Source organism: Flavobacterium sp. J49, from assembly GCF_011742145.1.
Lineage (GTDB): Bacteria > Bacteroidota > Bacteroidia > Flavobacteriales > Flavobacteriaceae > Flavobacterium.
On record NZ_JAAQQU010000105.1, the window covers coordinates 451,442 to 474,358 of the forward strand.

Sequence of the window (22,917 nt, forward strand, 5' to 3'; positions counted from 1 at the left end):
ATTTAAGATATACTTTTCACCTTTGAATTTTTATGTGTTTTTTTTCCTGTAAAAAAGACGAATTTAAACATTTGACAATATTTTAATTCACTGATAACGCTGATTTTTATTAGCTTTGGATAAACAAAAAACAATCATGGAGGACAATTTTATACTTATTAGTATTATTGTGGTGATAGTCATCAACTTGGCTTTTTATTATTTTCTCAGAAAACGTAAAGAAGAAAAGGAATTGAGAAACTATTTCAAAAAAGGATTGAAAAAAAATAAAAAAGTGTAAGATTCCAAAATTAACTATAAAACAAAAGGCACGATTACTCGTGCCTTTTGTTTTTGTATAACAGATGCTTAATAGGCTATCAATTCTAATAAGGTGGTTTCAAAACGGTCTTTGGGCAAATATTGGTCTTCTAAGGCTTTTACAAATGGTATCGCTGTTTCTAAACTGCCGACTCTTCTAACCGGTGCATCCAGATTTTCAAAACACTGTTCCATTATCATGGCAGCAATATCGCTTGCAACACCTCCAAACAAAGTGTCTTCTTGCAGGACAATCACTTTTCCGGTCTTTTTGACTGAGGTAAAAATAGCTTCGGTGTCTAACGGTTGCAGCGTACGCAAGTCAATCAAATCGGCACTGATGTTGGAGTGCTTGTTCAAAGTTTCCAAAGCCCAATGTACTCCGGCACCAAAAGAAATAACAGTCACTTGTGAACCTTCTTTTAACAAGGCAGCTTTCCCGAAAGGAATGGTATAATAATCGGTCGGAACGTCTTGGTAAACCGAACGGTACAATTGTTTGTGCTCAAAAAACATCACCGGATTCGGGTCGTTGATGGCTGTGTTTAGCAACCCTTTGGCATCATACGGAAAGGCCGGATACACTACTTTGAGTCCGGGAGTTTTAGTAAACCAAGCCTCATTCGTCTGTGAGTGAAACGGTCCGGCCTGAGTGCCACCGCCACAAGGCATACGCACTACTACATCGGCTTTTTCATTCCAACGGTAATGTTGCTTGGCCAAAAGATTGACAATCGGATTGAACCCTGTCGATACAAAATCGGCAAACTGCATTTCCACTACCGCTTTGTGTCCGTTAATAGACAAACCATTTGCGGCAGAAACCACAGCGCTTTCACAGATTGGAGTGTTTCGAACGCGTTCTTTACCAAATTGCGCTACAAAACCGTCTGTGATTTTAAAAGCTCCACCATATTCGGCTATGTCTTGTCCCATAATGACCAAATTGTCATGACGTTCCATCGATTGACGCAACGCATTGGAAATGGCATCTACGACACGAATATTCTCTACAGTATCACCGGGAGTGACAACTTCAAATTCGTAAGGTTCGTACATATCATCAAGCTCTTCGGCTAAATCAGCTTCGCATTCCGGTTCGGCCACTGTAATCGCCCAATGCTCATCGATTTCGGCTTTGATGGCCTTTTTTATCTTTTCATCTTCAGCTTCAGATAAAACACTTATGCGAAGCAAATAGTCTCTATAATTTGAAATAGGGTCTTTAATCGCCCACATGTCCATCAATTCTTGCGGTACATATTTGGTACCACTCGCCTCTTCGTGACCACGCATTCTGAAAGTCTTGAATTCCAACAATACCGGTCGAGGATTCTCAACCATGGAAGCTTTTAATTCAGCAATCTTGAGGTAAACTTCTAAGATGTTATTGCCATCAATAATATGACTTTCCATTCCGTAACCTATACCTTTATCGGCTAAGTTTTCACAACGGTATTGCTCATTGGTTGGGGTTGACAAACCATAACCGTTATTTTCAATCACAAACAGCACCGGCAATTCCCATACCGCAGCTATGTTTAATGCTTCGTGAAAATCGCCTTCAGAAGTGGCTCCTTCACCGGTAAACACTGCGGTTACTTTACCGTTCTTTTGGAGTTTATTGGCTAAGGCAATTCCATCTGCTACGCCCATTTGCGGACCGAGATGCGATATCATTCCGATGATTTTAAATTCTTGGGTCCCAAAATGGAACGAACGGTCGCGACCTTTGGTAAAACCGGTTTTCTTACCCTGCCATTGCGAAAACAATCGGTGCAGCGGAATGTCTCTTCCGGTAAAAACACCTAAGTTTCGGTGCATCGGTAAAATGTACTCGTCTTGGTCTAAAGCAGCAGTGATACCCACTGAAATAGCTTCTTGTCCGATACCGGAAAACCATTTGGAAACTTTACCCTGACGCAGCAGGATTAGCATTTTTTCTTCTATTAATCTGGGCTTGAGCAGTCTTTTATATAAATCCAATAATTGGATATTGGATAACTCTTTTCTGTCGAAATTCATTGGGTTTGTTTTGGTGTTGCAAAAGTATAAAAACAGATTTCAATCGTTGTAGTTTTTAAGCGAAAGTTAAAGACATTTTTACCAAAAGAAAAACCCCAGGCGAATCATCACTTGGGGTTTATGTACAAATGCATGATGGCTTAATTCGTAGCTTTTATAAAATTTTTGTACAAAGTCAAACCTTCCTCTGTAGTCATTTCCAAGATGTAAAACCCTGCCGATAAACCTTCCACATTAATGCTGTTATTGTCTTGCAATAGAGCAGACAAACGTTGGCCGTTAACCGAAATAATACTAACATTTTTAATTGCGGTATTGGTTTCCAAAAACAATTCGGTGCGCACCGGATTAGGATACAAAGCCAGTGATTTAGGTTGGGCCACCTGGTTGCTTTGGAGGTTTGTTTGAGTAACATTCAAAGTGTAAGCAATGGTTTGTGGTGAAGGCCATGATGAAATTACTATATAATACGTTTGTCCTGCTGTTACCGCCATGTCATTGATAGTCCTGTTTCCGGCAGCAGAGCTACAGTTGCACGCATAAGGAGGAGAACCAATATCAGTGCAATTGGTAAAAACAAAAAGGCCTGTCCAAGCTAAGGCAGAGGGAATTTGAATGGTAATGGTTCCATTGGCGCTTGCTGTATAAGAATAGACAACATCATTTCCTCCGAGATAGTAATTACCGGCGGTTCCGGCACCACAGGCAATTGATGTCGCAGTCGGCGGATCGTAATTATCACCATAATTGGCTGTGTTATCGGTTGTGCTGTAAGGCAAAGTAGCAATCACTATCGGATCTGTGCACAAACTACCGGGTTGGGCAAACACCCCAACAGTGATAAATAAAAAAAAAGGGTAGAGTTTTTTCATGGGATTCGTTTTTAGGGAGTTAATAGTGTCTCAAATTTACCTTTATTAATTTAAAAAAGCAAGAGTTCCTCTAATCTTCTGTAAATGAGTCTGAAATCTAAAAATAATTGTTAATAACTTTGAAATTTATTACTCAAAAATTAGTTACATTTGTAGTTATGGTTGGTATTTTTCCAACTTAAGTTATTAACAAAAAAGTTTTAGTATGCAACAAATTCCAAGTGTTGACTTACGTGATTTCCTGTCGGATGATCCGGCACGTAAACAAAAATTTGTAAATGAAATCGGAAGAGCTTATGAAGACATTGGCTTCGTAGCGTTAAAAGGTCATTTTTTAGATGACCAATTGGTAGAAGATTTGTATTCAGAAGTGCGTAACTTCTTTAGTCTTCCACTCGAAACCAAAGCCAAATATGAAATTCCCGGCATTGGTGGCCAACGCGGTTATGTTTCTTTTGGAAAAGAACATGCCAAAGGTCGTTCGGCCGGAGATTTAAAAGAGTTTTGGCATTTTGGCCAATACGTGAGTGATGGTTCAAAATACGCCAACGAGTATCCAGACAATGTAGAAGTTACAGAATTGCCACACTTTAACGAAGTGGGAAAAGAAGCCTACAGAATGTTGGAAAAAACAGGCGTTTATGTATTGAGAGCTTTAGCGTTGTACATTGGTTTAGACGAATTTTATTTCGACAACTACATCAAAGACGGTAACAGTATCTTAAGACCTATTCACTATCCGCCCATTACCGACGAACCCAAAGACGGTGCTGTTCGCGCCGCTGCGCATGGTGACATCAACTTGATTACGCTTTTAATGGGCGCACAAGGTAAAGGACTTCAAGTGCAAAATCACAACGGTGACTGGATTGATGCTATGGCACAACCGGATGAGTTGATGATTAACGTGGGCGACATGTTATCGCGTCACACTAATAATAAACTAAAATCTACGATTCACCAAGTCGTAAATCCGCCAAGAGAATTATGGGGAACTTCGCGTTTCTCTATTCCGTTCTTTATGCATCCGGTGAGCGATATGCCGCTAAACTGTTTAGAGAAATGTATTGATGCCGATCATCCGAAAGGTTTTGAAGACATCACGGCAGGAGAATACCTTGATGAGAGATTAGTAGAACTAGGACTTAAAAAGTAAAGGTTAATTCAATAATTTCATTAAAGACATTGGGTTATACACTCGATGTCTTTTTTGGTTTTTAGACAATTAACATTTCGAACGCAGATAAAACTGATTTGTTTCACAAAGCGCGGATAGAAACTGATTTTATGGAGCTATTACACAAAGACATTACAGATTCAATACTTAAAACATTTTATGACGTTTATAATGAATTAGGTTACGGATTTTTAGAGAAGGTATACCACAATGCCTTGTATATTGAACTCAAAAATAAAGGTTTGAATGTAGTGAGTCAAAAACAAATTGATGTTTTCTATAAAGGTCTGAAAGTTGGCGAATATTATGCCGATCTAATTGTTGAAAACAAAGTAATATTGGAACTAAAAGCGGCAGAATATGTTGTAGAAGAATTTGAAATACAATTAATAAATTACTTGAGAGGTACTGATTGTGAGGTAGGCTTATTGCTTAATTTTGGCAAAAGCCTGAGTTTAAAAGAAAAATTTTTGAGAACAACAAAAAAATCAGAAAAAATCCGTTATAATCAGCGCTAGAATATCCGCTTTATCAGCGTTCTGTTTTAATTTTAAATTATGGACTTACAAGAACAACTAAAAAAACTTTTCCCCGACCACGAACCTTCGAATGAGCCCGAAGCCGTTGCCGATGAAACCCATGCGCTTTTTATCCAAAAAGAGCCTATGATTTGCAAATACGAAAAAAGAAAAGGCAAAGCCACGACCATCATTGAAGGCTATGAAGGCAGCGACGATGATTTTAAAATTTTGGCCAAAGAAATCAAAACCAAACTCAGCGTTGGCGGGACTTTCAAAGACGGTGCCATCATCATTCAGGGCGATTACCGCGATAAAATCATGAAAATGCTTCAAGACAAAGGCTTCAAAACCAAACGTGTTGGCGGATAATACAAATAACCCAATTAACAAATAACCGAATTAACTGTAATGATACAATCTTCAGAATTAATATTAAATCCGGATGGCAGTGTTTACCACTTAAACCTCAAACCGGAACACATAGCCAAAGACATTATCTTTGTTGGCGATCAAAACCGCGTAGAAAAAATCACGCAGTTCTTTGACAGCATAGAATTTTCTACCCAAAAACGTGAATTCAAGACCCAAACCGGCTATTATAAAGGCAAAAAAATGACCGTCATGTCCACCGGAATCGGACCCGATAATATCGACATTGTCATGAACGAACTGGATGCTTTGGTCAACATTGACTTGGAAACCCGCAAGCCTAAAGAAAACCTAACTTCATTAAACATTGTCAGAATCGGAACTTCAGGTTCTCTTCAAGCGGATATTCCTTGTGACAGCATGGTCATGAGCAAATACGGGTTGGGCTTAGACAATATGCTTCGCTCCTACCTGATTGATGACATCTCCGAAAAAGCCATAGAAGACGCATTTATTGCACAAACCAATTGGGATTTAAGAAAAGGCCGACCGTATGTAATTACCTGTTCGGAAACTTTAGAAAAACGGATCGAAAGCGATAAAATATTCAAAGGCTTTACCGGAACCGCCGGCGGATTCTACGGACCGCAAGGTCGCGTGTTGCGTCTCGAAATTCAGGACGCCGACTTGAACCGCAAAATGGACAGTTTCGAATTTGAAGGCACCAAAATGACCAATCTCGAAATGGAAACCGCTGCCATTTACGGCTTAGGAAAACTGTTAGGTCACAACTGTTTGTCATTGAATGCCATCATCGCCAACAGAGCTACCGGAACCTTCAGCGAAGATCCGTACAAAGCCGTTGATGCTTTGATTGCGTATGCTTTGGATAAATTGGCAGAGTAAATTTTAGGAGCCATTTCCCGCTTTCCGCAGTATCTTTTTTTTATCACACCTGGAGAAATCGAGGCGTAAATTTTTTAAAAAAAAGGATACTTGCTGCAATCGGGGCTAATTAAAAAACCATGAACTTAATCTTAGAAACAGACCGTCTTTTACTCCGTCCGCTCGAACTAACCGATGCCGAGGACATGTTTGACATGGATAAAAATCCCGAAGTGCACAAATACCTTTGGCAAACTCCGGCCAAACAAATAGAAGAAGTCATTAAAGTGATTGACTATGTTCGCAGTCAATACGAAAGAAACAACATCGGACGTTTTGCAACAATCATAAAAGAAACCGGAGAATTTATCGGTTGGACAGGGATTAAGTTTGTTGATGACCATGTAGAAAACGGCAATACCAATTTCTTTGATTACGGCTATCGACTAAATGAAAGATTTTGGAACAAAGGCTATGCTACCGAAGCTTCAGTCGCTTGGCTCGATTATGGGTTCAATCAAATGAATATTGATAATGTAAACGCCTATACTCATGCCCAAAACGGCGCCTCCAATCATGTGTTGCAAAAAGTAGGCATGAAATTCATGCAAGACTATCCCGATAAAGACAACGTGATTTGGAAATGGTGGCAAATGGAAAATCCTTTAAGAAGTTAGAAAAGCAAGAAACAAGAAGCAAGAATTATAGAGTAAATTACAGGATAAGTCTTTTCTCTTTCTTCTTGCATCTATTATCTAAAAAATATGAAAACCATAAAAATAGCAGGCGTACCCGAGCATTTCAACTTACCATGGCATTTGTGTCTGGAAAATGGCGAGTTCGAGGAAGTTGGTCTCGATTTACAATGGACCGATGTCCCTGAAGGCACCGGCAAAATGTGTCAAATGCTGCGTGATGGTGATACTGATGTCGCTGTAATTCTAACGGAAGGAATCGTTAAAGACATAGTAGCCGGCAATCCCAGTTCAATAGTGCAAGTTTATGTTGAAAGTCCGTTGATTTGGGGAATCCACGTTGCTGCCCATTCCAACTATAAAGCTTTAGCCGATTTAGAAAATACCAAAGCGGCGATTTCTCGTTATGGTTCGGGTTCGCATTTGATGTCGTTTGTGAATGCTCAAAATCAAGGTTGGAACACTGAGCAACTTCAATTTGAAATCGTCAACACCATTGATGGCGCAGTGGAAGCATTGTCCGAGGGTTCAGCCGATTACTTTATGTGGGAACGTTTTATGACGCAACCCTTGGTAGACCAAGGCATTTTTCGCCGCGTAGCCGATTGTCCAACGCCTTGGCCTTGTTTTGTAATTGCCGTGAGAAACGAATTCTTGGCAAACAACAAACAAACCATTGCCCTGCTGTTAGAAATCATCAATAATACTACCATTGAGTTCAAAAACATTCCCAGTATCGACAAGACATTGGCTTCCAAATACCATCAAAAACCGGAAGATATCCAACAGTGGCTGTCACTTACCAAATGGTCGCAAAAACCATTAGAAGAAAAAGTGTTAAACAAAATTCAAAATCAATTGTTTGACCTTAACATTATCAATAAAAAAGGTACTTTTGCTGAAATCGTAAAAGCCGTTTAGCTTTTACAATGGCAATATGATAAAATTAGGAAATCTTACTTATCAGCAACTTAAAGAAAAATTCAGGATAAAAAGTCCATGGGACATGATTATCATTTTTGCCCTGAACATCCTGATAACCATACCCATTTTTATCATTCTACACCACAATTTAGCCACACTCGATTGGCTTTTTCACATTGACAGGGTTGTGCTCTTTATTTTCATTCTGCTCATAATTCAGTTGATTTTGAGAGCTATGAGAAGAGTGACTTTGATATCTGTCATTCTTTACTGTATACTGTTATTGTATGGAACGCTTTCCGGTAAATACGGATTCGAACGCGTCTACGAAGATTACCGCTCTATGATTTACACCATGAATGAAGATCCGTATCCTCAGGACATTATCGTTTCAAGGCTATTGCCTTTTCCCAACAAATCAAAAATTTTGGATGCCATAGAATACCAAAATCCCAAAATAAGAAACTTTGCTATTATGGCGACTTCCAAGCATTTTAAAAATGTAAAAGGCTATCATGACTATTTTACCCTTATCCAGTCTTTTGCTATTTTTAAAGAAATCAATACCCGTTGGTACTATGTTAGTGATCCCAAAGGACATGACTATATTGCCAATGCCACCGAATCGCTGCAATATCTTTCGGGCGATTGTGACGACCACTCCATCTTTATGGCGGCTTGCATCAAATCAATTGGTGGCACTACCCGATTGATTCACACTAAAGGTCATATCTATCCCGAAATTTACATTGGTACAAAAAAGGATTTGGAAAAAATCAATTATGCCATAAAAAAAATACTGTTTCCTTTAGAGAGTAAAAACAAACCCATCAATTACCATATTGACGAACGTGGAAACATTTGGTTAAACCTTGACTACACGGCTAAATACCCCGGCGGACCATTTATGAATGAAGAAATTTTAGGGGCTTTGACTTTAGAATAATTCTTTTTCAATTAACAATTACTAAAAATTTTATTTACTATATTCGTTTCAACTAAAATGACCCTCATGAAAAAATTGCTTAGTCTGTTACTGCTGCTGTCTTTGGCTGCTCAAGCCCAGGAAAGTTCCCCACTCGACAATAAGAAAAATGAGTTCAGAGTTGATTTATTGTCGGCTTTGGTTTGGCAAAAAGCCAGCTTGAGTTATGAACGTTTTTTTGGCGGTAATTTTTCGACCGGTTTCAATGTTAATTTTTCAGACAGCAATCAATTGAATGAGGATTTTGACAACGGCTACCGAAACAATGTTCCTAAGTTTGAATTCAATCCTTACGTAAGATACCAACTATCAAAAGGGAAAAAGAGTTTTTACTTTGCCGAAGCCTTTGCATCCTACAACAGTGGTGATTTCAAAGAAATTGTTCGAATGACAGATGGTAGTGGCAATGGTTATTACACCACCGAAAAATCAAAATACAACGATTTTGGTTTGGGAGGAGGTTTAGGCTATAAAATGTATATCAAAGACGCATTTGTTATAGAATTTTTGGCCGGATTCGGTTCAAACTTAACTAACCGTGATAAAAGTCCGGATGTGATTTCAAGAGTAGGATTTAATTTAGGTTATCGATTTTAATTAAGAAAACATGAAAAAACTATCATACCTCGCTTTATTATTGGTCTCTGTCTTATTCACAAACTGTGACACTAATGACGATACATTTTACAAAACCATCTATGTAGAAGCCGGGAATAACATTGTTACTTTTCCTGCCACAACTACTTACAATGTAGGTGATTTTCTTTACGTTCAGGCTGATATTCCAAGATATATCCCGGAAGTGGGACAAACCAATTTATTAGATATTTACAAAACCACCGGAAATGCAACAGGGTTTTTCTTTTCGTATGTTATCGAACGAAAAATTAACGCTACTGATTGGGAAGTTGTAACCGTAAACGATAGTCAATTGGACATCAATACCGGTGATGCTCAAAACGGAGCCTATGTTTACGGCATTTGTGAATATGATACTGTTGGTGAAAATTACCGTTATGATGTTGGTTTTCCTTTATTAACACCCGGAAATTATCGTTTGACTTTTGGTTATAACAGTTCGTCTACCGACAGTGTAGAATTGATTTCTCAAAGTACAACCAAAAATCTCATTGTGAACATCAATGCGGCAGTTTCGAACCTTGACGGTAACGGCTTTTTCTATTTCAATGTAAACTAAACTACCATTGGATTTCGCCTCTGCCAATACTTTGCAAATAAGCATTGGTTTTGCTGAAATGCTTGTTCCCAAACCACAACCCGCGATTGGCACTCAACGGCGAAGGATGTCCGGTTTCTAAAACATAGTGCTTGTCACGATTGATTTTGGCGCCTTTCTTTTTGGCAAATCCACCCCAAAGCAGAAACACTACATTATCTTTGGTCTCAGAAACTTTTTGAATCACAGCATCGGTAAAGGTTTCCCAACCCTGATTTTGATGGCTTCCGGCTTCGCTTTCGCGAACGGTTAACGTAGCATTGAGTAACAAAACACCTTGGTCAGCCCAGCGTTCTAAATTACCGCTTCGGGGAAAAGGCTGTTTCAAATCGGCTTCAATTTCTTTAAAGATATTAATCAGCGATGGTGGAAAAGCAATCCCGTCATTCACCGAAAAACACAGCCCGTTGGCTTGCCCAAAACCGTGATACGGATCTTGACCGATGATGACTACTTTGACATTGTCAAACGGACAATGGTCGAAAGCCGCAAAGATTTGATTACCATTTGGAAAACAAGTTTTGGAAGCATACTCGCTTTTTACAAAGCCTATCAGCTGCTCAAAATAAGGTTTTTCAAACTCATCGGAAAGTTGGTCATGCCAAGTAGAATGTATTTTGATTAACATCTCATAAAATTTTACCAAAAATAGTATTTTCTGTTGCAATATGGATTTTATCCTTTGTAACTTTGAACCAAAGACACTGATAGAATGATATCGATTACAGATAAAACCCTAAAAGATTTAGAATTTAATACCGTATTGCAAACCATTTCAGATCGATGCAATACTGAAATAGGGAAACAGAAAGCCTTGGAGATTGTTCCTTTTAAAAGCAAGGAAACCTTGATGGATGCGCTGTTGCAAACCTCGGAATACTTATCTTCTTTTACCAATAACAACGCCATTCCGAATCATGGATTTGAGAATATCGCCAATGATATTAAATTCTTAGCCATAGAAGACAGTTTTCTGGAAGTCGGCAGTTTTCGAAAAATAGCCACGCTTTCGGATACGGTGAATGTATTGTTACTGTTTCTGAAAAAATTCCATGATTATTATCCTAAGCTCAACGAAAAAGCTTCACAGATAGAATACACCAAATTCATCATCCAAAAAATTGATGAAGTGGTCGACAAATATGGCGAAATCAAAGACAATGCGTCGCCGGATTTAATCAATATCCGTCGGGATATGAGTGTGGTTCGCGGCAAAGTCAACCAAAGTTTTGGTCAGGCTTTGAGCCAATACAACGGCTTGGGTTATTTGGATGAAATCAAAGAAAGTATCGTTGAGAATAGACGCGTTTTGGCGGTTTTAGCCATGTACCGCCGAAAAGTAAAAGGTTCTATTTTGGGCAGTTCCAAAACCGGAAGCATTGCTTATATCGAACCCGAAGCCACCTTGCGGTATTCGCGAGAATTGAACAATTTAGAATATGAAGAGCGAGAGGAAATCACCCGGATTTTAAAAAAACTCTCCTATGAGATACGCCCTTACGTTGATTTGTTAAAGCAATATCAAGACTTTTTAAGTGACATTGACGTGATTTCGGCCAAAGCCAAATACGCTCGCAAAATCAATGCTATTTTGCCCAATATCATCGAAGAAAAAAGAATGTTCTTTCGCGAGGCCTTCCATCCTATTTTGTTTTTGAACAATTTAGAGAAAAAAGAAAAGACCTTTCCGCAGACCATTGAACTCAAAAATGAGAATCGCATTATTGTCATTTCGGGTCCGAATGCCGGAGGAAAAACCATTTCGTTGAAAACCGTCGGATTGCTTCAGTTGATGTTGCAATGTGGTATTTTGATTCCCGTACACGAACGCAGCGAAACGTTTTTGTTTGACCGAATCCTAACAGATATTGGCGACAACCAATCGATAGAAAATCACTTGAGCACTTATAGCTACCGATTGAAGAACATGAATTATTTTTTGAAAAAGTGCAATGCCAAAACCTTGTTTTTGATTGACGAATTCGGAACCGGTTCTGACCCCGAATTGGGTGGCGCTTTGGCGGAGACTTTCTTGGAGGAATTTTACCATAGAGAAGCTTTCGGAATCATTACGACGCATTATTCGAACTTGAAGATTTTGGCCAATGAATTGCCTTTTGCTTCCAATGCCAACATGCTTTTTGACGAAAAATCATTGGAGCCAATGTATAAATTGATTCTCGGTCAAGCCGGAAGTTCATTCACTTTTGAAGTCGCGCAGAAAAACGGTATTCCTTATGGTTTAATCAATCGCGCTAAGAAGAAGATTGAAGGCGGAAAAGTGCGTTTTGACAAAACTATAGCTACTTTGCAAAAAGAGCGCTCTAAACTCGAAAAAACATCCTTAAACCTCAAAGAAGAAGAAACCAAAGCCCGTGAAGAAAGCAAGAAGATGGAAAACATCAACGCTAAGATTCAGGAGAAATTGGAACGCTATCAGGAATTGTATGATGCCAACCAAAGGTTGATTTACATGGGACAAAAAATAGATGATCTTTCGGAGAAATACTTTAACAACAAAGACAAAAAAGTTTTGATTGGCGAGTTTTTAAAGCTGGTTGAAATAGAAAACTCCAAACGCAAAAAAGCGACCGTCAAAGAGAAAAAGGAAAAAGAAATCATCCAGAAAAAAGTAGTAGAAGAAGTCAAAGTCATCGTTGAGGAAATTCGAAAGGAAAAGAAAGAAAAGAAAATCAAAGCCCAAAAACAAGAAGCTGAAAAACCGAAAGTGACTTTAAAAGTCGGTGACCGCGTTCGAATGGTAGACGGAAAATCCATTGGAACCATTGATAAGATTGAGAAAAACAAAGCGGTGGTCAATTACGGTATTTTTACTTCAAAAGTGAGTTTGGAAGAATTAGAATTTGTACAAGCGAAATAAACCCCGAACAGAATTCAGCATAAATCATGGAAATAGCCGACTTGCCAAAAGACAAAAAAATCATCCTCTTTGACGGGGTTTGCAATCTTTGCAATGATTCGGTGCAGTTTGTCATCAAACATGATAAAAAAGATGTTTTTCGATTTGCAGCGCTTCAATCTGAATTGGGATTAAAAATCATCAAACATATTGGCATTGATATTACAAACACAGACAGCATTGTTTTATATGAACCCGGGAAAGCCTACTACTATAAATCGGAGGCGGCTTTGCTAATTATAAAAGAGTTTGGCGGTATTTATACGATGCTTAGAATCTTGACTCTTTTCCCCAAATTCCTCTCCAATTTTGTTTACGACCTTGTAGCCAAAAATCGTTACCGTTGGTATGGCAAACAAGAGAGTTGCATGATTCCTACCCCTGAACTTGCTGCCAAATTCTTGGCATGATAATTATCATTTCGCAATAAAATTTATCATTGTAGTTTTGATAAACTCTAATTGATAAAACATGATTTCTCTAAACATTCCCTTGTATTCTTGGGACAATGGTGCTTTCATTATGATAGGGATTTTTGCCCTGGTAATTGTAGCACTCGTGGCCACGGTTTTACTGATGATGAACAGTAAGCATAAAAAAAACGACTAAGTTTCCTTAGTCGTTTTTTGTTTATATAAAGTATAGCTTATTGTTTGATAAACTTCTTAGATACTTTGCCATCAACAGAGTTAATGTTGATAAAATAAACACCTGAGTTCAAATCAGAAACATTGATTTGGTTAAGAGTGTTATTTGTAGCTTCTAAAGACTTAACAATTCTACCATTAATATCTACTATTGAAAGACTAGTAATTACATTACCTTCATTAGATGTTACATTAATAACATCACTAGTTGGGTTAGGGAATACATTAAAAGAATTCGCCAAATAATCATTGTTAGCTAAATTGGTTCCTAAAACAATCGTATCTAAGAATAAAAAAGTTTGAGTTGTACCAGGTGCTGAATTATTGTGAATTCCAAAGTAATATACTCCGGCTGCCGGAGCAGTGTAAGTTGCTGTATGCGTAGTGTAAGCTGCATCTGAACTATTTACAAAACTCTGAACAACAGTAGCTTGACCAGCTGCGCTTTGAGAACTTCCAACAGTTAAATTGAAGCCCATTGATGAAGCCGGTGGTGTAGCAGTATACAATCTTGTTTTAAAACTAATAGACACAATCTCTCCGGCTTGTAAACTAACACCTCTGAAATAAGCTCTAGTGTCAGAAACTGCTGTTGTACTATTAAAAGTATACATAGAATATCCTGCACCTCCATCAGCATAATTAGGTGGTACTGAAGTTGCCCCTGAATTGAATAATGCAAAGTTTATAAAACCGTCTGTATTGTTTTCTGCTACGTCTTCAAAATCGTTTGAATATGGCAAAGTTGCTGGTAAATAACCATAGTATGGACCTGACCAAGTACTTGTACTTGCACCACAATTAGATCTTACATAATATCTAAAGTTAGAAGAAGCAGGCATACCTGGGATATTAACCGTTGAATACGTTAAAGCTCCCGGAGCCACTGTTACAGAAGTTCCTGAACCAGCAGGAGTAGCGAAAGTTGTACTCCAATCTACCTCGTAGTTCGCTGGAACAACTGTTGTTTGATTCCAATACAAATCTGTTGATGTTGCAGAAGGGTATTCCGGAAGATAGAAAACTGTTGGTCTTGCACAAGCTACCGGTGTAAAATTAAATGTAAAATCAAGAGCTAAAGCAGACCATCTGCTATCCCATTGAATTAAATATACCGTACCGGCGGTAACAGGAACATTCAACAACTCAGACAAATAGTTTTCTCCATCCACGTCATCATTTCCTGCAACACAAGTTAAAGTACCAGTACATAAACCAGTTGCAACACTTACACGTGTATCATCACTCTTTGTAACCCCATCGTTAGAAGGTAAATTAGAACTTATTGTAATTTCTCCATTACTAGGAGCAGTAAACTTGTACCAATATCCTTTGGAGTTAGTGAAAGTACCAAAACACGCAACTTTATAGGTACCGTTGATTGCACCTGTAGTGTATGTACCATTCGTTGTTAGTGTAACTGCTGTGGCACATGTTCCCTGCGCATTTGACAGAGCAAAACTGAACAAGACAGCTAAAGAAAGTAATAGTTTTTTCATAAATATGATTTTATTAAGTTTGAAGAAAACAAATTTAGTAAAGTATTTCAAATATCATACTTTTTTAACTATCTTTTTCCCATTTCCCTACAACAGATGTTGCAATGGCATTTCCTAACACATTAGTTGCGCTTCTAAACATGTCACAAAAGTGGTCGATAGGTAAAATCAAAGCGATTCCAACTTCCGGGATTTTAAACATGCCACAGGTGGCAGCCACTACAACCAAACTCGCCCTGGGAACACCCGCAATCCCTTTGCTGGTAAGCATTAAAACCAACAACATGGTCATTTGGGTTCCGGTATCCAGAGGAACGCCGTAAGCTTGTGCAATAAAAATACTGGCAAAAGTCATGTACATCATACTGCCGTCTAAATTAAAGGAATAACCTAACGGCAACATGAAAGAAACTATCTTATCTTTTACACCAAATCGCTCTAATTCTTCTGTTAATTTAGGAAAAACAGCTTCACTACTTGTCGTACCAAAAGCAATGACTAACGGGCTCATAATTCGTTTTAACAAAGTTGTCATGTGTCCTTTTAAAAACAAATAGCCCACCAGCAACAAAACAGCCCAAAGCGATCCGATTCCGATTAAAAAAGAACCAAAAAAGTAGAGATAAGTAGTAATCAATTCCCAAAAATCAATCATCGCTAAAACACTGGCTATCGCTCCGAATACACCAAACGGTGCAAACTTCATCACATAATTCACCATCTTTAAAATGATGTGTGATGTTTTATCCAAGGCATTGATGACCGGCTTGGCATGAGAGCCAATAGAAGCGGCAGCCAAACCGAAAAAGATAGAAAAAATTACAATTTGCAAAATTTCATTGGTAGCCATAGCTTCAACGACACTTTTAGGAATGATGTGTTCCACAAAGTTTTGGGCTGAAAAGCCTTCTGTTTTTTGTACAATTTCCGAAGCTTTATCGGTATCTAAATTAGGCAATTTTATATTTTTTCCCGGTTCTAAAACATTGACCCAAAACATTCCTATCAGTAAGGAAATAAAAGACGCTGTAAAAAACCATCCCAGCGCTCTTCCTCCTATTCGACCGACAGATTTAATATCGCCCAATTTGGCAATCCCTACAACCAAAGTAGTGAAAACCAAAGGCGCAATAATCATTTGAACCAAACGGATAAAAATAGTGGCCAACAATTTGATGTTTTTGCTGAAAGTTTCTCTCGTGCTCTCATCAAAATTTTTGAAAACAAAGACGCCTAAAACAGCTCCAAGCACTACGGCAATTAGAATCTGAAAAGTAAGATTGGCAAATAATGATTTTTTGGTAGTTTGAGTTGTATCCATTTATTATTGATATGTTTTGTTTAGTAAATAAAAGTCGGCCAAGACCAAGGCAGCCATAGCTTCTACAATCGGAACCGCTCTCGGCACCACACAAGGATCGTGTCGACCTTTACCTTGTTGTTCGACTATCGTATTTTCGTTGGTCAACACCTCTTGCTTCTGAATTAAAGTAGCAACCGGCTTGAAAGCCACTCTGAAATAAATATCCATTCCGTTGGAAATTCCTCCCTGTATTCCGCCTGAGAGATTCGTTTTGGTGGTGCCGTCTTCGTTGTATAAATCGTTGTGCTCACTGCCTTTCATTCGTGCCCCGCAAAAACCACTACCGTATTCAAATCCTTTTACGGCATTGATTGACAACATGGCTTTGCCTAATTCGGCGTGGAGCTTATCAAAAACAGGTTCCCCAAAACCTATAGGTACATTTTGAATGACACAAGTAACCGTTCCGCCAACAGTATCCCCTTCTTTGCGAATCTCTTTGATATGGTTTTCCATTTTATCGGCTGTGGCCAAATCGGGACATCGAACCGCATTGGTTTCTGTTAATGAAAAATCCAGATCCTGATAAGGTTTGTCTATAAAAATATCACCTACAGAAGACACAAAAGCATTAATTTTAATAGTGCTTAAAACCTGTTTGGCAATAGCGCCGGCTACAACTCTGCAAGCTGTCTCCCGGGCCGAACTTCTTCCGCCTCCGCGATAATCGCGTATACCGTATTTTTTTTCATAGACATAATCAGCATGGCTGGGTCGGTAACTGTCTTTGATATGAGAATAGTCATCTGACTTCTGATTGGTATTGGGAATGATAAATCCGATAGGAGTTCCGGTAGTTTTTCCTTCAAAAATCCCTGAAAGAAATTGCACTTCATCTTCCTCTTTTCTTTGGGTCACTATGGCGGACTGACCCGGTTTTCTACGTTGCATCTCCTTTTGAATTGCCTGCAAATCAATGGACAATCCGGCAGGACATCCATCAATGATTCCGCCCAATGCTTCTCCGTGAGATTCTCCAAAAGTAGTCAGTCTGAAAAGTGTTCCGTAACTGTTTCCGGCCATGGTATAATGTTATTACTTCTTACAATTGCTTCGCCAATTCAGGTAAAGCTTCGTGTCGGCCAAATTGGCCTCGGGTTAACAAATATAGTTTTTTGCAACTATTTATTGAAATTTGAAATAAGATTATTTGATTTTGGCCCAAATAGAAATTTTATAACTTTTAACAAATATTATATAAACCCTTAACATATTAATGTTCTATCTTTGTTTTAGTAGAATTGTTACTACAATTATCATCTTTTTGTAGCTGCATTTTCTCTTATTTATTATAGCTAATTTTACATTTTAAAACAAATTCAAGAATTATGAAAAAATTATTTCTAAGTGCCTTTATGTTAATGGGATTAGCATTCAGCACACAAGCTCAGGACATTTCGAAGAACGCATTAGGACTGCGTTTAGGTGACAATGACGGTTTTGGTGGTGAAGTATCTTACCAAAGAGGATTGTCTAAAAACAATCGTTTAGAGTTGGACTTAGGCTGGAGAAACAGCAAAAACGTTGATGCCTTCAAATTGGTTGGTTTGTACCAATGGGTTTGGAATATCGACCAAGGGTTTAATTGGTATGCCGGTGTAGGTGGTGGTGTTGGAAGTTGGAGTTATGACCACAATGGTTTTAGCGACAGCGGAACAATCCTTTTAGCTGCGGGTGATATCGGTGTTGAGTACAATTTTGACATTCCGTTACAGTTGTCATTAGACGTTAGACCTGAAATATATTTCAATTCTGATGATTACAGAGAAGACAATTTTGGACCGGATATTGCTTTGAGTATTCGTTACAGATGGTAATCTGAACTTACTATAATAAAAAATCCCGCCTTAATCAGCGGGATTTTTTTATTTAATAATAATGGGTTTCTTGGAATTGATTTTGATAATCGTGTAGGGAAAAGAAATACTGTCATCAGCCAAATTGGGTTCGGTACTTTTTTGAGTGTCTTTGATATAAACTTCAATATTCGTATCGGTTTCCACTACTCTTTCTACTTTAATTCGATTGTAGCTTTCTTTGGTTGGCCCCGAATTTAAAATGATAAAGCTGCTATTGGTAGTGTCTTCTTTCTTGATTTTTTTGCGCAACGTTTCATCACCAAGCAACATCATGATTTCTTTTGGCTCGGTTAGTATTTCGTAAAACTTAATGTTGGCACCACCATCATCATTAGTGGTCAGTACTTCATACAAGGGTTTGACAGCAACCTCCTTTTTAGATGAACAGGAAACTAAAAATAAAACTAAAAGTACCGGAATAGCTTTTCTCATTTGATGTTATTTATGGCTTGAAGATACAAATTTTCATAAAGCGGAAGGATATTTTTGATATCAAACTGTTTGGCTACATTCAAAGCATTTTCCCTGAACTTTTGCAATGTTTCATCATTGGCTAATATCTTCAAGGCATTGTCTGCCATACTGTCGACATCACCTACATCACTTAAGTAACCTGAAATACCGTCAAAATTCACCTCAGGTAAACCTCCGGAATTACTTGAGATTACAGGAACACTCCAGGCCATAGCTTCTAAAGCTGCCAATCCGAAGCTTTCGGTTTCCGAAGGCAATAAAAACAAGTCTGAAAAAGACAAAATCTGGTCAATTTCATTACTGTTGCCAAAGAAAATCACTTTGTCTTGGATACCCAATTCGTTACACAATTGTTCCGCCCTCTCCTTTTCGGGTCCATCACCTACCATCATTAACTTGGCAGGGATTTTCTGTTGAATTTTATAGAAAATTTTGATGATATCCGGTATGCGTTTTACCCGACGAAAATTACTGATGTGTGTGACAATTCGTTCTTCTTTTTTGGCCATCACCGATCGCTGACAGGAAATTAAATTTTCGTTTCTGTGTTTGTCCAATTCAATAAAATTGGGAATCACATGGATGTCTTTCTTGATATTAAATAAATTATATGTATCGTCTTTTAAACTTTGGGAAACCGAAGTCACCACATCAGATTTGTTGATACTAAAACTCACCGCCGGTTTGTAAAAAGGATGATTTCCCACCAAAGTAATGTCTGTTCCGTGAAGTGTCGTGACCATCGGAATAACAATTCCTTCGTCTTTCAACATTTGCTTGGCCATATAACCGGCATAAGCATGCGGAATAGCATAATGCACATGCAGCAATTCAATTTTATAAAGTTTGACCATATCAACCAACTTACTGGACAAAGCCAATTCATAGGGTTGGTAATGAAACAATGGATATTCGGGAACATTTACTTCGTGGTAATGTACATTGGGATTTAAAAGTGCCAAACGCACCGGTTGCCGATAGGTAATAAAATGGATTTCGTGACCACGATGGGCCAATTCGAGTCCCAGTTCTGTGGCCACTACACCACTTCCGCCGAACGTAGGATAACAAACTATTGCTATTTTCATGTTTAGTTTTTCGTACTACGAAATTAAGTAAAATAGCTGGTGAAAATGGTAAAAAAGAGTTAAAGATTATTTCTCTATAATCGCTTCCTGAATCGCTTTCTGAATGTCTTCGCGGATGTTTTCTTTCGATAAGGTATTGGGCAAATTAGAATCAGGGAAAGTTCTGTTGGATAAAAACACATAAACAATCTCGGTCTCCGGATCAGCCCAAGCAATGGTTCCCGTAAATCCGGTATGCCCAAAACTTGACATTGATACACAACCGCAAGTTGGGCCAGCACCAGTAATTTGCGGTTTGTCAAAACCTAAACCACGACGGTTTCCTTGTGGACAAAACCAGCAAGTATTGAAAATATTAAAGGTCTCTGGTGAAAAATACTGCACGCCACCATAATTTCCTTTTTGAAGGTACAATTGCATCATTTTGGCCACATCCAAAGCATTGGAAAAAATACCTGCATGACCGGCAATTCCACCTTCCATAGCAGCTTCCATATCGTGTACGTATCCTTGAATCGTGTCATGTCGGAAATAAGTATCTATCTCAGTCGGTACAATAACGCTTTTGTCAAACTTCGTCAGAGGATTGTACAAGGTATTGTTCATGCCAAGCGTCTTGTAGAAATTGTCATAAGTGAGTTGGTCCAATGATTTTCCCGTAGCTTTTTCCAAATATTGTTTGAGGATAATAAAGGTAAAATCACTGTACTTGTATTCTTTTTTGTCAATGAGCGGACTGTTGATGATTTGCTTCATGATGGTGTCATGGTAATCATCGCGCAGGTACAAACTGTCAGATACTCTTTTGGTAAAACCTTCGGTATATACTTTTCTATAATATTTCTCCTTGGGCTTTTTGGCCGAATCAACGGTGGCTTTATAAAACGGAATCCAAGCTTGCATTCTACCGTAGTGAGATAACAATTCTTTGAAAGTAATGGGTTGTTTATTAGAACCTTTAAACACTGGCAACATTTCGCCCAAATTAGTATCCAAAGCGACCTTTTGGGTGTCATACAACTGCATTACATTGGGTAAGGTGGCAACCATTTTAGTCAAAGAGGCCACATCATACAAATCGGAATTCTTGATTCTTACTTCACCATCATAGGTTTGTTTTCCAAATGACTTTTGATAAATGACTTTCCCTTTTCGGGCGACCAGAATCTGCATGCCCGGTGCCATTTTGCCATCAATAGCTTTATAGGCCAGCTTTTCGATGTGGTTTAATTTTTCCGAACTCATTCCAACATTTTCCGGAGTGGTAAAACCCAAACGATTCAGTTTTTCGGTAAACAAACCATCACCTGCAGTATAAGAACCATTGATAGAAACCGGAAGTTTTCCTTTGGAAGCCACTGCGCCGAAAATCAATTCGGCTGAAACTTCCTGAGCCACATCGCCGTTTTGATAAGAGACTATCACGCCCTCAATCGCTTCAAAATTGGCAATCTTAGACAAAGAATAAGGCTTGGCAAAACAATCGATGATGACTTTCTTTTTAACCGCAATCGAGTCAATCAATTGGAGTTCTGAAGCTGTCAATTCGGGTGATTTCCACCAAGATTTATCTGATTTGTGGTAACCGATAATCACAGTTTCGTAGTCGGCTAATTTGGTCATTAAAGTATCTAAATTGGTTTCAGAAACTTCGGTGACTTCAGTGTATTTTTTAAGCGTATTTACAAAAGAATTGTAGCTGTCATCTCCTAATTTTACGTAAGCAATTTTTTGGTTCAAGTTTTTAATCGGTAAAATATTGTCCTGATTTTTAACTACCGTAATCGCATTTTCATACAATTCATATTGCAAACTCAGATTGGATTTCGGGTTCAAATCATGGAACAAATTAATCTCTTCCACCGGTTTATATCTATTCAAACCGGCTTTGAATTTGTAACGCAAAATCTTCTTAACTGATTCGGCCAAACGGCTTTCTGAAATTTGTCCTTCCTGATAAGCCACACAGATTTTCTCTACGGCTAAAGGTACATTCTCAGCAAAAAGCAAAATGTCATTTCCGGCTAAAAATGCTTCTAAATCAATATCTCCGGGCTTTTTGAAATTACTGGCACCTTTCATATTCAAAGCATCGGTAAATATCAACCCGTCAAAACCGAGGTCATTTTTTAACAAATTGGTTACAACCGGTTGCGAAATAGACGTAGGATAACCTTCTCTCGGTTCCAAACTCGGTACATTCAAATGCGCCACCATTACAGAAACCAAACCTTCGTCAAACATTCTTTTGTAGGGATACAATTCTACTTTTTCAATGTGTTCCAATGATGCATTGACCACCGGCAAAGCATGGTGTGAATCGGTAGAAGTATCACCGTGACCCGGAAAGTGTTTTCCGGTAGAGAAAATGCCTTGCCCTTGTGCGCCTTTCATCAAAGCTATGGCGTGTTCGGTTACATTGACTTTATTTTCTCCAAAAGAACGATACCCGATAATGGGGTTTTTCGGATTGGTATTGATGTCTAAAACCGGAGCAAAGTTGAAGTGCACACCCATTCTTTTGCTTTCATTGGCCATGGCCACACCCACTTTTTCGACCAATTTCAAATCGCGAATAGCGCCAAGCGTCATGTTAAACGGGTAGCGAAACGTAGAATCCAAACGCATGCTCATTCCCCATTCGGCATCAATCCCGATGAACAATGGTACTTTGGACAAAGCTTGGTATTTATTGGTCAAACGCGATTGTCTTTTAGGTCCGCCTTGAAAGAAAATCAACCCACCGATTTTGTATTCACTAACCAACTTTTCAATTTCAGCTACATGGGCTGCATTTTTGTTAGAATAAGCAGCCACCATAAACAGTTGTCCTACTTTTTCATTAAAAGTCATTTGGTTGTAAATGCTATCAACCCAGCGGGTTTCGGCTTCCGTTTCGGGGAAAAAGTTTTTTCGTTCGGATTTGATGTGCGGAATATAGATTTCTTCATCTTCAATGCCGACTTTGCTCAAGTTTACCACGCTCTTTTTGTCTTTAGTACTCGAACAATTCGTTACCAAAAACAACAGCGCTGTGAATAAACCTATTCTGAACAAAAACTGCTTCATCAAAAATG

The 22,917-nt window shown here is 38.5% G+C and carries 23 protein-coding genes; 14 read left to right on the forward strand and 9 right to left on the reverse strand.

Annotation, left to right across the window (positions count from 1 at the left end; translation table 11 throughout):
* Positions 1-136 precede the first annotated feature (136 nt).
* The gene (locus tag HA632_RS12750) at positions 137-280 is read left to right on the forward strand and encodes a hypothetical protein (RefSeq protein WP_176307577.1); all 144 of its coding nucleotides are present in this window, start codon (positions 137-139) and stop codon (positions 278-280) included.
* A 68-nt stretch (positions 281-348) separates the two neighbouring features.
* Here the strand turns inward: HA632_RS12750 and HA632_RS12755 are convergent, their stop codons facing one another.
* Positions 349-2,325 carry a thiamine pyrophosphate-dependent enzyme gene (locus HA632_RS12755; protein WP_176307578.1) on the reverse strand — a complete coding sequence of 659 codons (1,977 nt, stop codon included), beginning with the start codon at positions 2,323-2,325 and terminating at the stop codon, positions 349-351.
* A 140-nt stretch (positions 2,326-2,465) separates the two neighbouring features.
* Positions 2,466-3,197, reverse strand: coding sequence for a T9SS type A sorting domain-containing protein (locus HA632_RS12760; RefSeq protein WP_176307579.1), 732 nt, complete (start codon positions 3,195-3,197; stop codon positions 2,466-2,468).
* A gap of 205 nt (positions 3,198-3,402) precedes the next feature.
* On the opposite strand from HA632_RS12760, the gene HA632_RS12765 reads away from it, so the two are divergent.
* The 9 genes from HA632_RS12765 to HA632_RS12805 all read left to right on the forward strand — a co-directional run bounded on the left by HA632_RS12765 (position 3,403) and on the right by HA632_RS12805 (position 9,951).
* A complete protein-coding gene (locus HA632_RS12765) occupies positions 3,403-4,353 on the forward strand; it encodes an isopenicillin N synthase family oxygenase (RefSeq protein ID WP_176307580.1) in 951 nt (316 codons plus the stop codon).
* 131 nt (positions 4,354-4,484) lie between these two features.
* On the forward strand, positions 4,485-4,892 hold the full coding sequence (locus tag HA632_RS12770) for a GxxExxY protein (protein ID WP_228778786.1): 408 nt from the start codon (positions 4,485-4,487) through the stop codon (positions 4,890-4,892).
* A gap of 39 nt (positions 4,893-4,931) precedes the next feature.
* Entirely contained in the window at positions 4,932-5,264 is a 333-nt protein-coding gene (locus tag HA632_RS12775; RefSeq protein ID WP_176307581.1) for a translation initiation factor, read from the forward strand.
* A gap of 39 nt (positions 5,265-5,303) precedes the next feature.
* Positions 5,304-6,170: a nucleoside phosphorylase gene (locus tag HA632_RS12780; protein WP_176307582.1), complete on the forward strand. Its 867-nt coding sequence runs from the start codon at positions 5,304-5,306 to the stop codon at positions 6,168-6,170.
* A gap of 119 nt (positions 6,171-6,289) precedes the next feature.
* Positions 6,290-6,826, forward strand: a complete 537-nt coding sequence (locus tag HA632_RS12785; protein ID WP_176307583.1) for a GNAT family N-acetyltransferase — start codon at positions 6,290-6,292, stop codon at positions 6,824-6,826.
* 87 nt (positions 6,827-6,913) lie between these two features.
* A complete protein-coding gene (locus HA632_RS12790) occupies positions 6,914-7,765 on the forward strand; it encodes a substrate-binding domain-containing protein (protein ID WP_176307584.1) in 852 nt (283 codons plus the stop codon).
* A gap of 16 nt (positions 7,766-7,781) precedes the next feature.
* Positions 7,782-8,714: a transglutaminase gene (locus HA632_RS12795; protein ID WP_176307585.1), complete on the forward strand. Its 933-nt coding sequence runs from the start codon at positions 7,782-7,784 to the stop codon at positions 8,712-8,714.
* Positions 8,715-8,780: 66 nt separating this feature from the next.
* Positions 8,781-9,350 carry a DUF3575 domain-containing protein gene (locus HA632_RS12800; RefSeq protein ID WP_176307586.1) on the forward strand — a complete coding sequence of 190 codons (570 nt, stop codon included), beginning with the start codon at positions 8,781-8,783 and terminating at the stop codon, positions 9,348-9,350.
* Between the two features lie 10 nt (positions 9,351-9,360).
* Positions 9,361-9,951, forward strand: a complete 591-nt coding sequence (locus tag HA632_RS12805; RefSeq protein WP_176307587.1) for a hypothetical protein — start codon at positions 9,361-9,363, stop codon at positions 9,949-9,951.
* 1 nt (position 9,952) lies between these two features.
* Here the strand turns inward: HA632_RS12805 and HA632_RS12810 are convergent, their stop codons facing one another.
* Positions 9,953-10,618 (reverse strand): uracil-DNA glycosylase, encoded by a 666-nt coding sequence (locus tag HA632_RS12810; protein WP_176307588.1) that lies wholly within the window; start codon positions 10,616-10,618, stop codon positions 9,953-9,955.
* Positions 10,619-10,702: 84 nt separating this feature from the next.
* Between HA632_RS12810 and HA632_RS12815 the strand changes: the two genes are divergently transcribed.
* The 3 genes from HA632_RS12815 (at position 10,703) to HA632_RS12825 (ending at position 13,519) form a co-directional block, all read left to right on the forward strand.
* Positions 10,703-12,871 (forward strand): DNA mismatch repair protein MutS, encoded by a 2,169-nt coding sequence (locus HA632_RS12815; RefSeq protein ID WP_176307589.1) that lies wholly within the window; start codon positions 10,703-10,705, stop codon positions 12,869-12,871.
* A 26-nt stretch (positions 12,872-12,897) separates the two neighbouring features.
* Complete coding sequence (locus HA632_RS12820; protein ID WP_176307590.1) at positions 12,898-13,320, forward strand: thiol-disulfide oxidoreductase DCC family protein; 423 nt, start codon at positions 12,898-12,900, stop codon at positions 13,318-13,320.
* A gap of 61 nt (positions 13,321-13,381) precedes the next feature.
* On the forward strand, positions 13,382-13,519 hold the full coding sequence (locus tag HA632_RS12825) for a hypothetical protein (RefSeq protein ID WP_176307591.1): 138 nt from the start codon (positions 13,382-13,384) through the stop codon (positions 13,517-13,519).
* Between the two features lie 37 nt (positions 13,520-13,556).
* On the opposite strand, the gene HA632_RS12830 is transcribed toward HA632_RS12825, so the two are convergent.
* From HA632_RS12830 to aroC, 3 genes are all read right to left on the reverse strand, one after another.
* Positions 13,557-15,056: a T9SS type A sorting domain-containing protein gene (locus HA632_RS12830; RefSeq protein ID WP_176307592.1), complete on the reverse strand. Its 1,500-nt coding sequence runs from the start codon at positions 15,054-15,056 to the stop codon at positions 13,557-13,559.
* A 64-nt stretch (positions 15,057-15,120) separates the two neighbouring features.
* The gene (locus tag HA632_RS12835) at positions 15,121-16,377 is read right to left on the reverse strand and encodes a dicarboxylate/amino acid:cation symporter (protein WP_176307593.1); all 1,257 of its coding nucleotides are present in this window, start codon (positions 16,375-16,377) and stop codon (positions 15,121-15,123) included.
* A 3-nt stretch (positions 16,378-16,380) separates the two neighbouring features.
* The gene (gene aroC / locus HA632_RS12840) at positions 16,381-17,442 is read right to left on the reverse strand and encodes a chorismate synthase (protein ID WP_176307594.1); all 1,062 of its coding nucleotides are present in this window, start codon (positions 17,440-17,442) and stop codon (positions 16,381-16,383) included.
* Positions 17,443-17,747: 305 nt separating this feature from the next.
* On the opposite strand from aroC, the gene HA632_RS12845 reads away from it, so the two are divergent.
* Complete coding sequence (locus HA632_RS12845; protein ID WP_176307595.1) at positions 17,748-18,236, forward strand: hypothetical protein; 489 nt, start codon at positions 17,748-17,750, stop codon at positions 18,234-18,236.
* A 48-nt stretch (positions 18,237-18,284) separates the two neighbouring features.
* Here HA632_RS12845 and HA632_RS12850 read toward each other — a convergent pair whose 3' ends face one another.
* The 3 genes from HA632_RS12850 to HA632_RS12860 all read right to left on the reverse strand — a co-directional run bounded on the left by HA632_RS12850 (position 18,285) and on the right by HA632_RS12860 (position 22,909).
* Positions 18,285-18,710: a hypothetical protein gene (locus HA632_RS12850; protein ID WP_176307596.1), complete on the reverse strand. Its 426-nt coding sequence runs from the start codon at positions 18,708-18,710 to the stop codon at positions 18,285-18,287.
* Entirely contained in the window at positions 18,707-19,840 is a 1,134-nt protein-coding gene (bshA, locus tag HA632_RS12855; protein WP_176307597.1) for an N-acetyl-alpha-D-glucosaminyl L-malate synthase BshA, read from the reverse strand. Before bshA ends, HA632_RS12850 begins: the two co-directional genes overlap by 4 nt.
* Before the next feature lie 66 nt (positions 19,841-19,906).
* On the reverse strand, positions 19,907-22,909 hold the full coding sequence (locus tag HA632_RS12860) for a glycoside hydrolase family 3 N-terminal domain-containing protein (protein WP_176307598.1): 3,003 nt from the start codon (positions 22,907-22,909) through the stop codon (positions 19,907-19,909).
* Between the last annotated feature and the right edge of the window lie 8 nt (positions 22,910-22,917).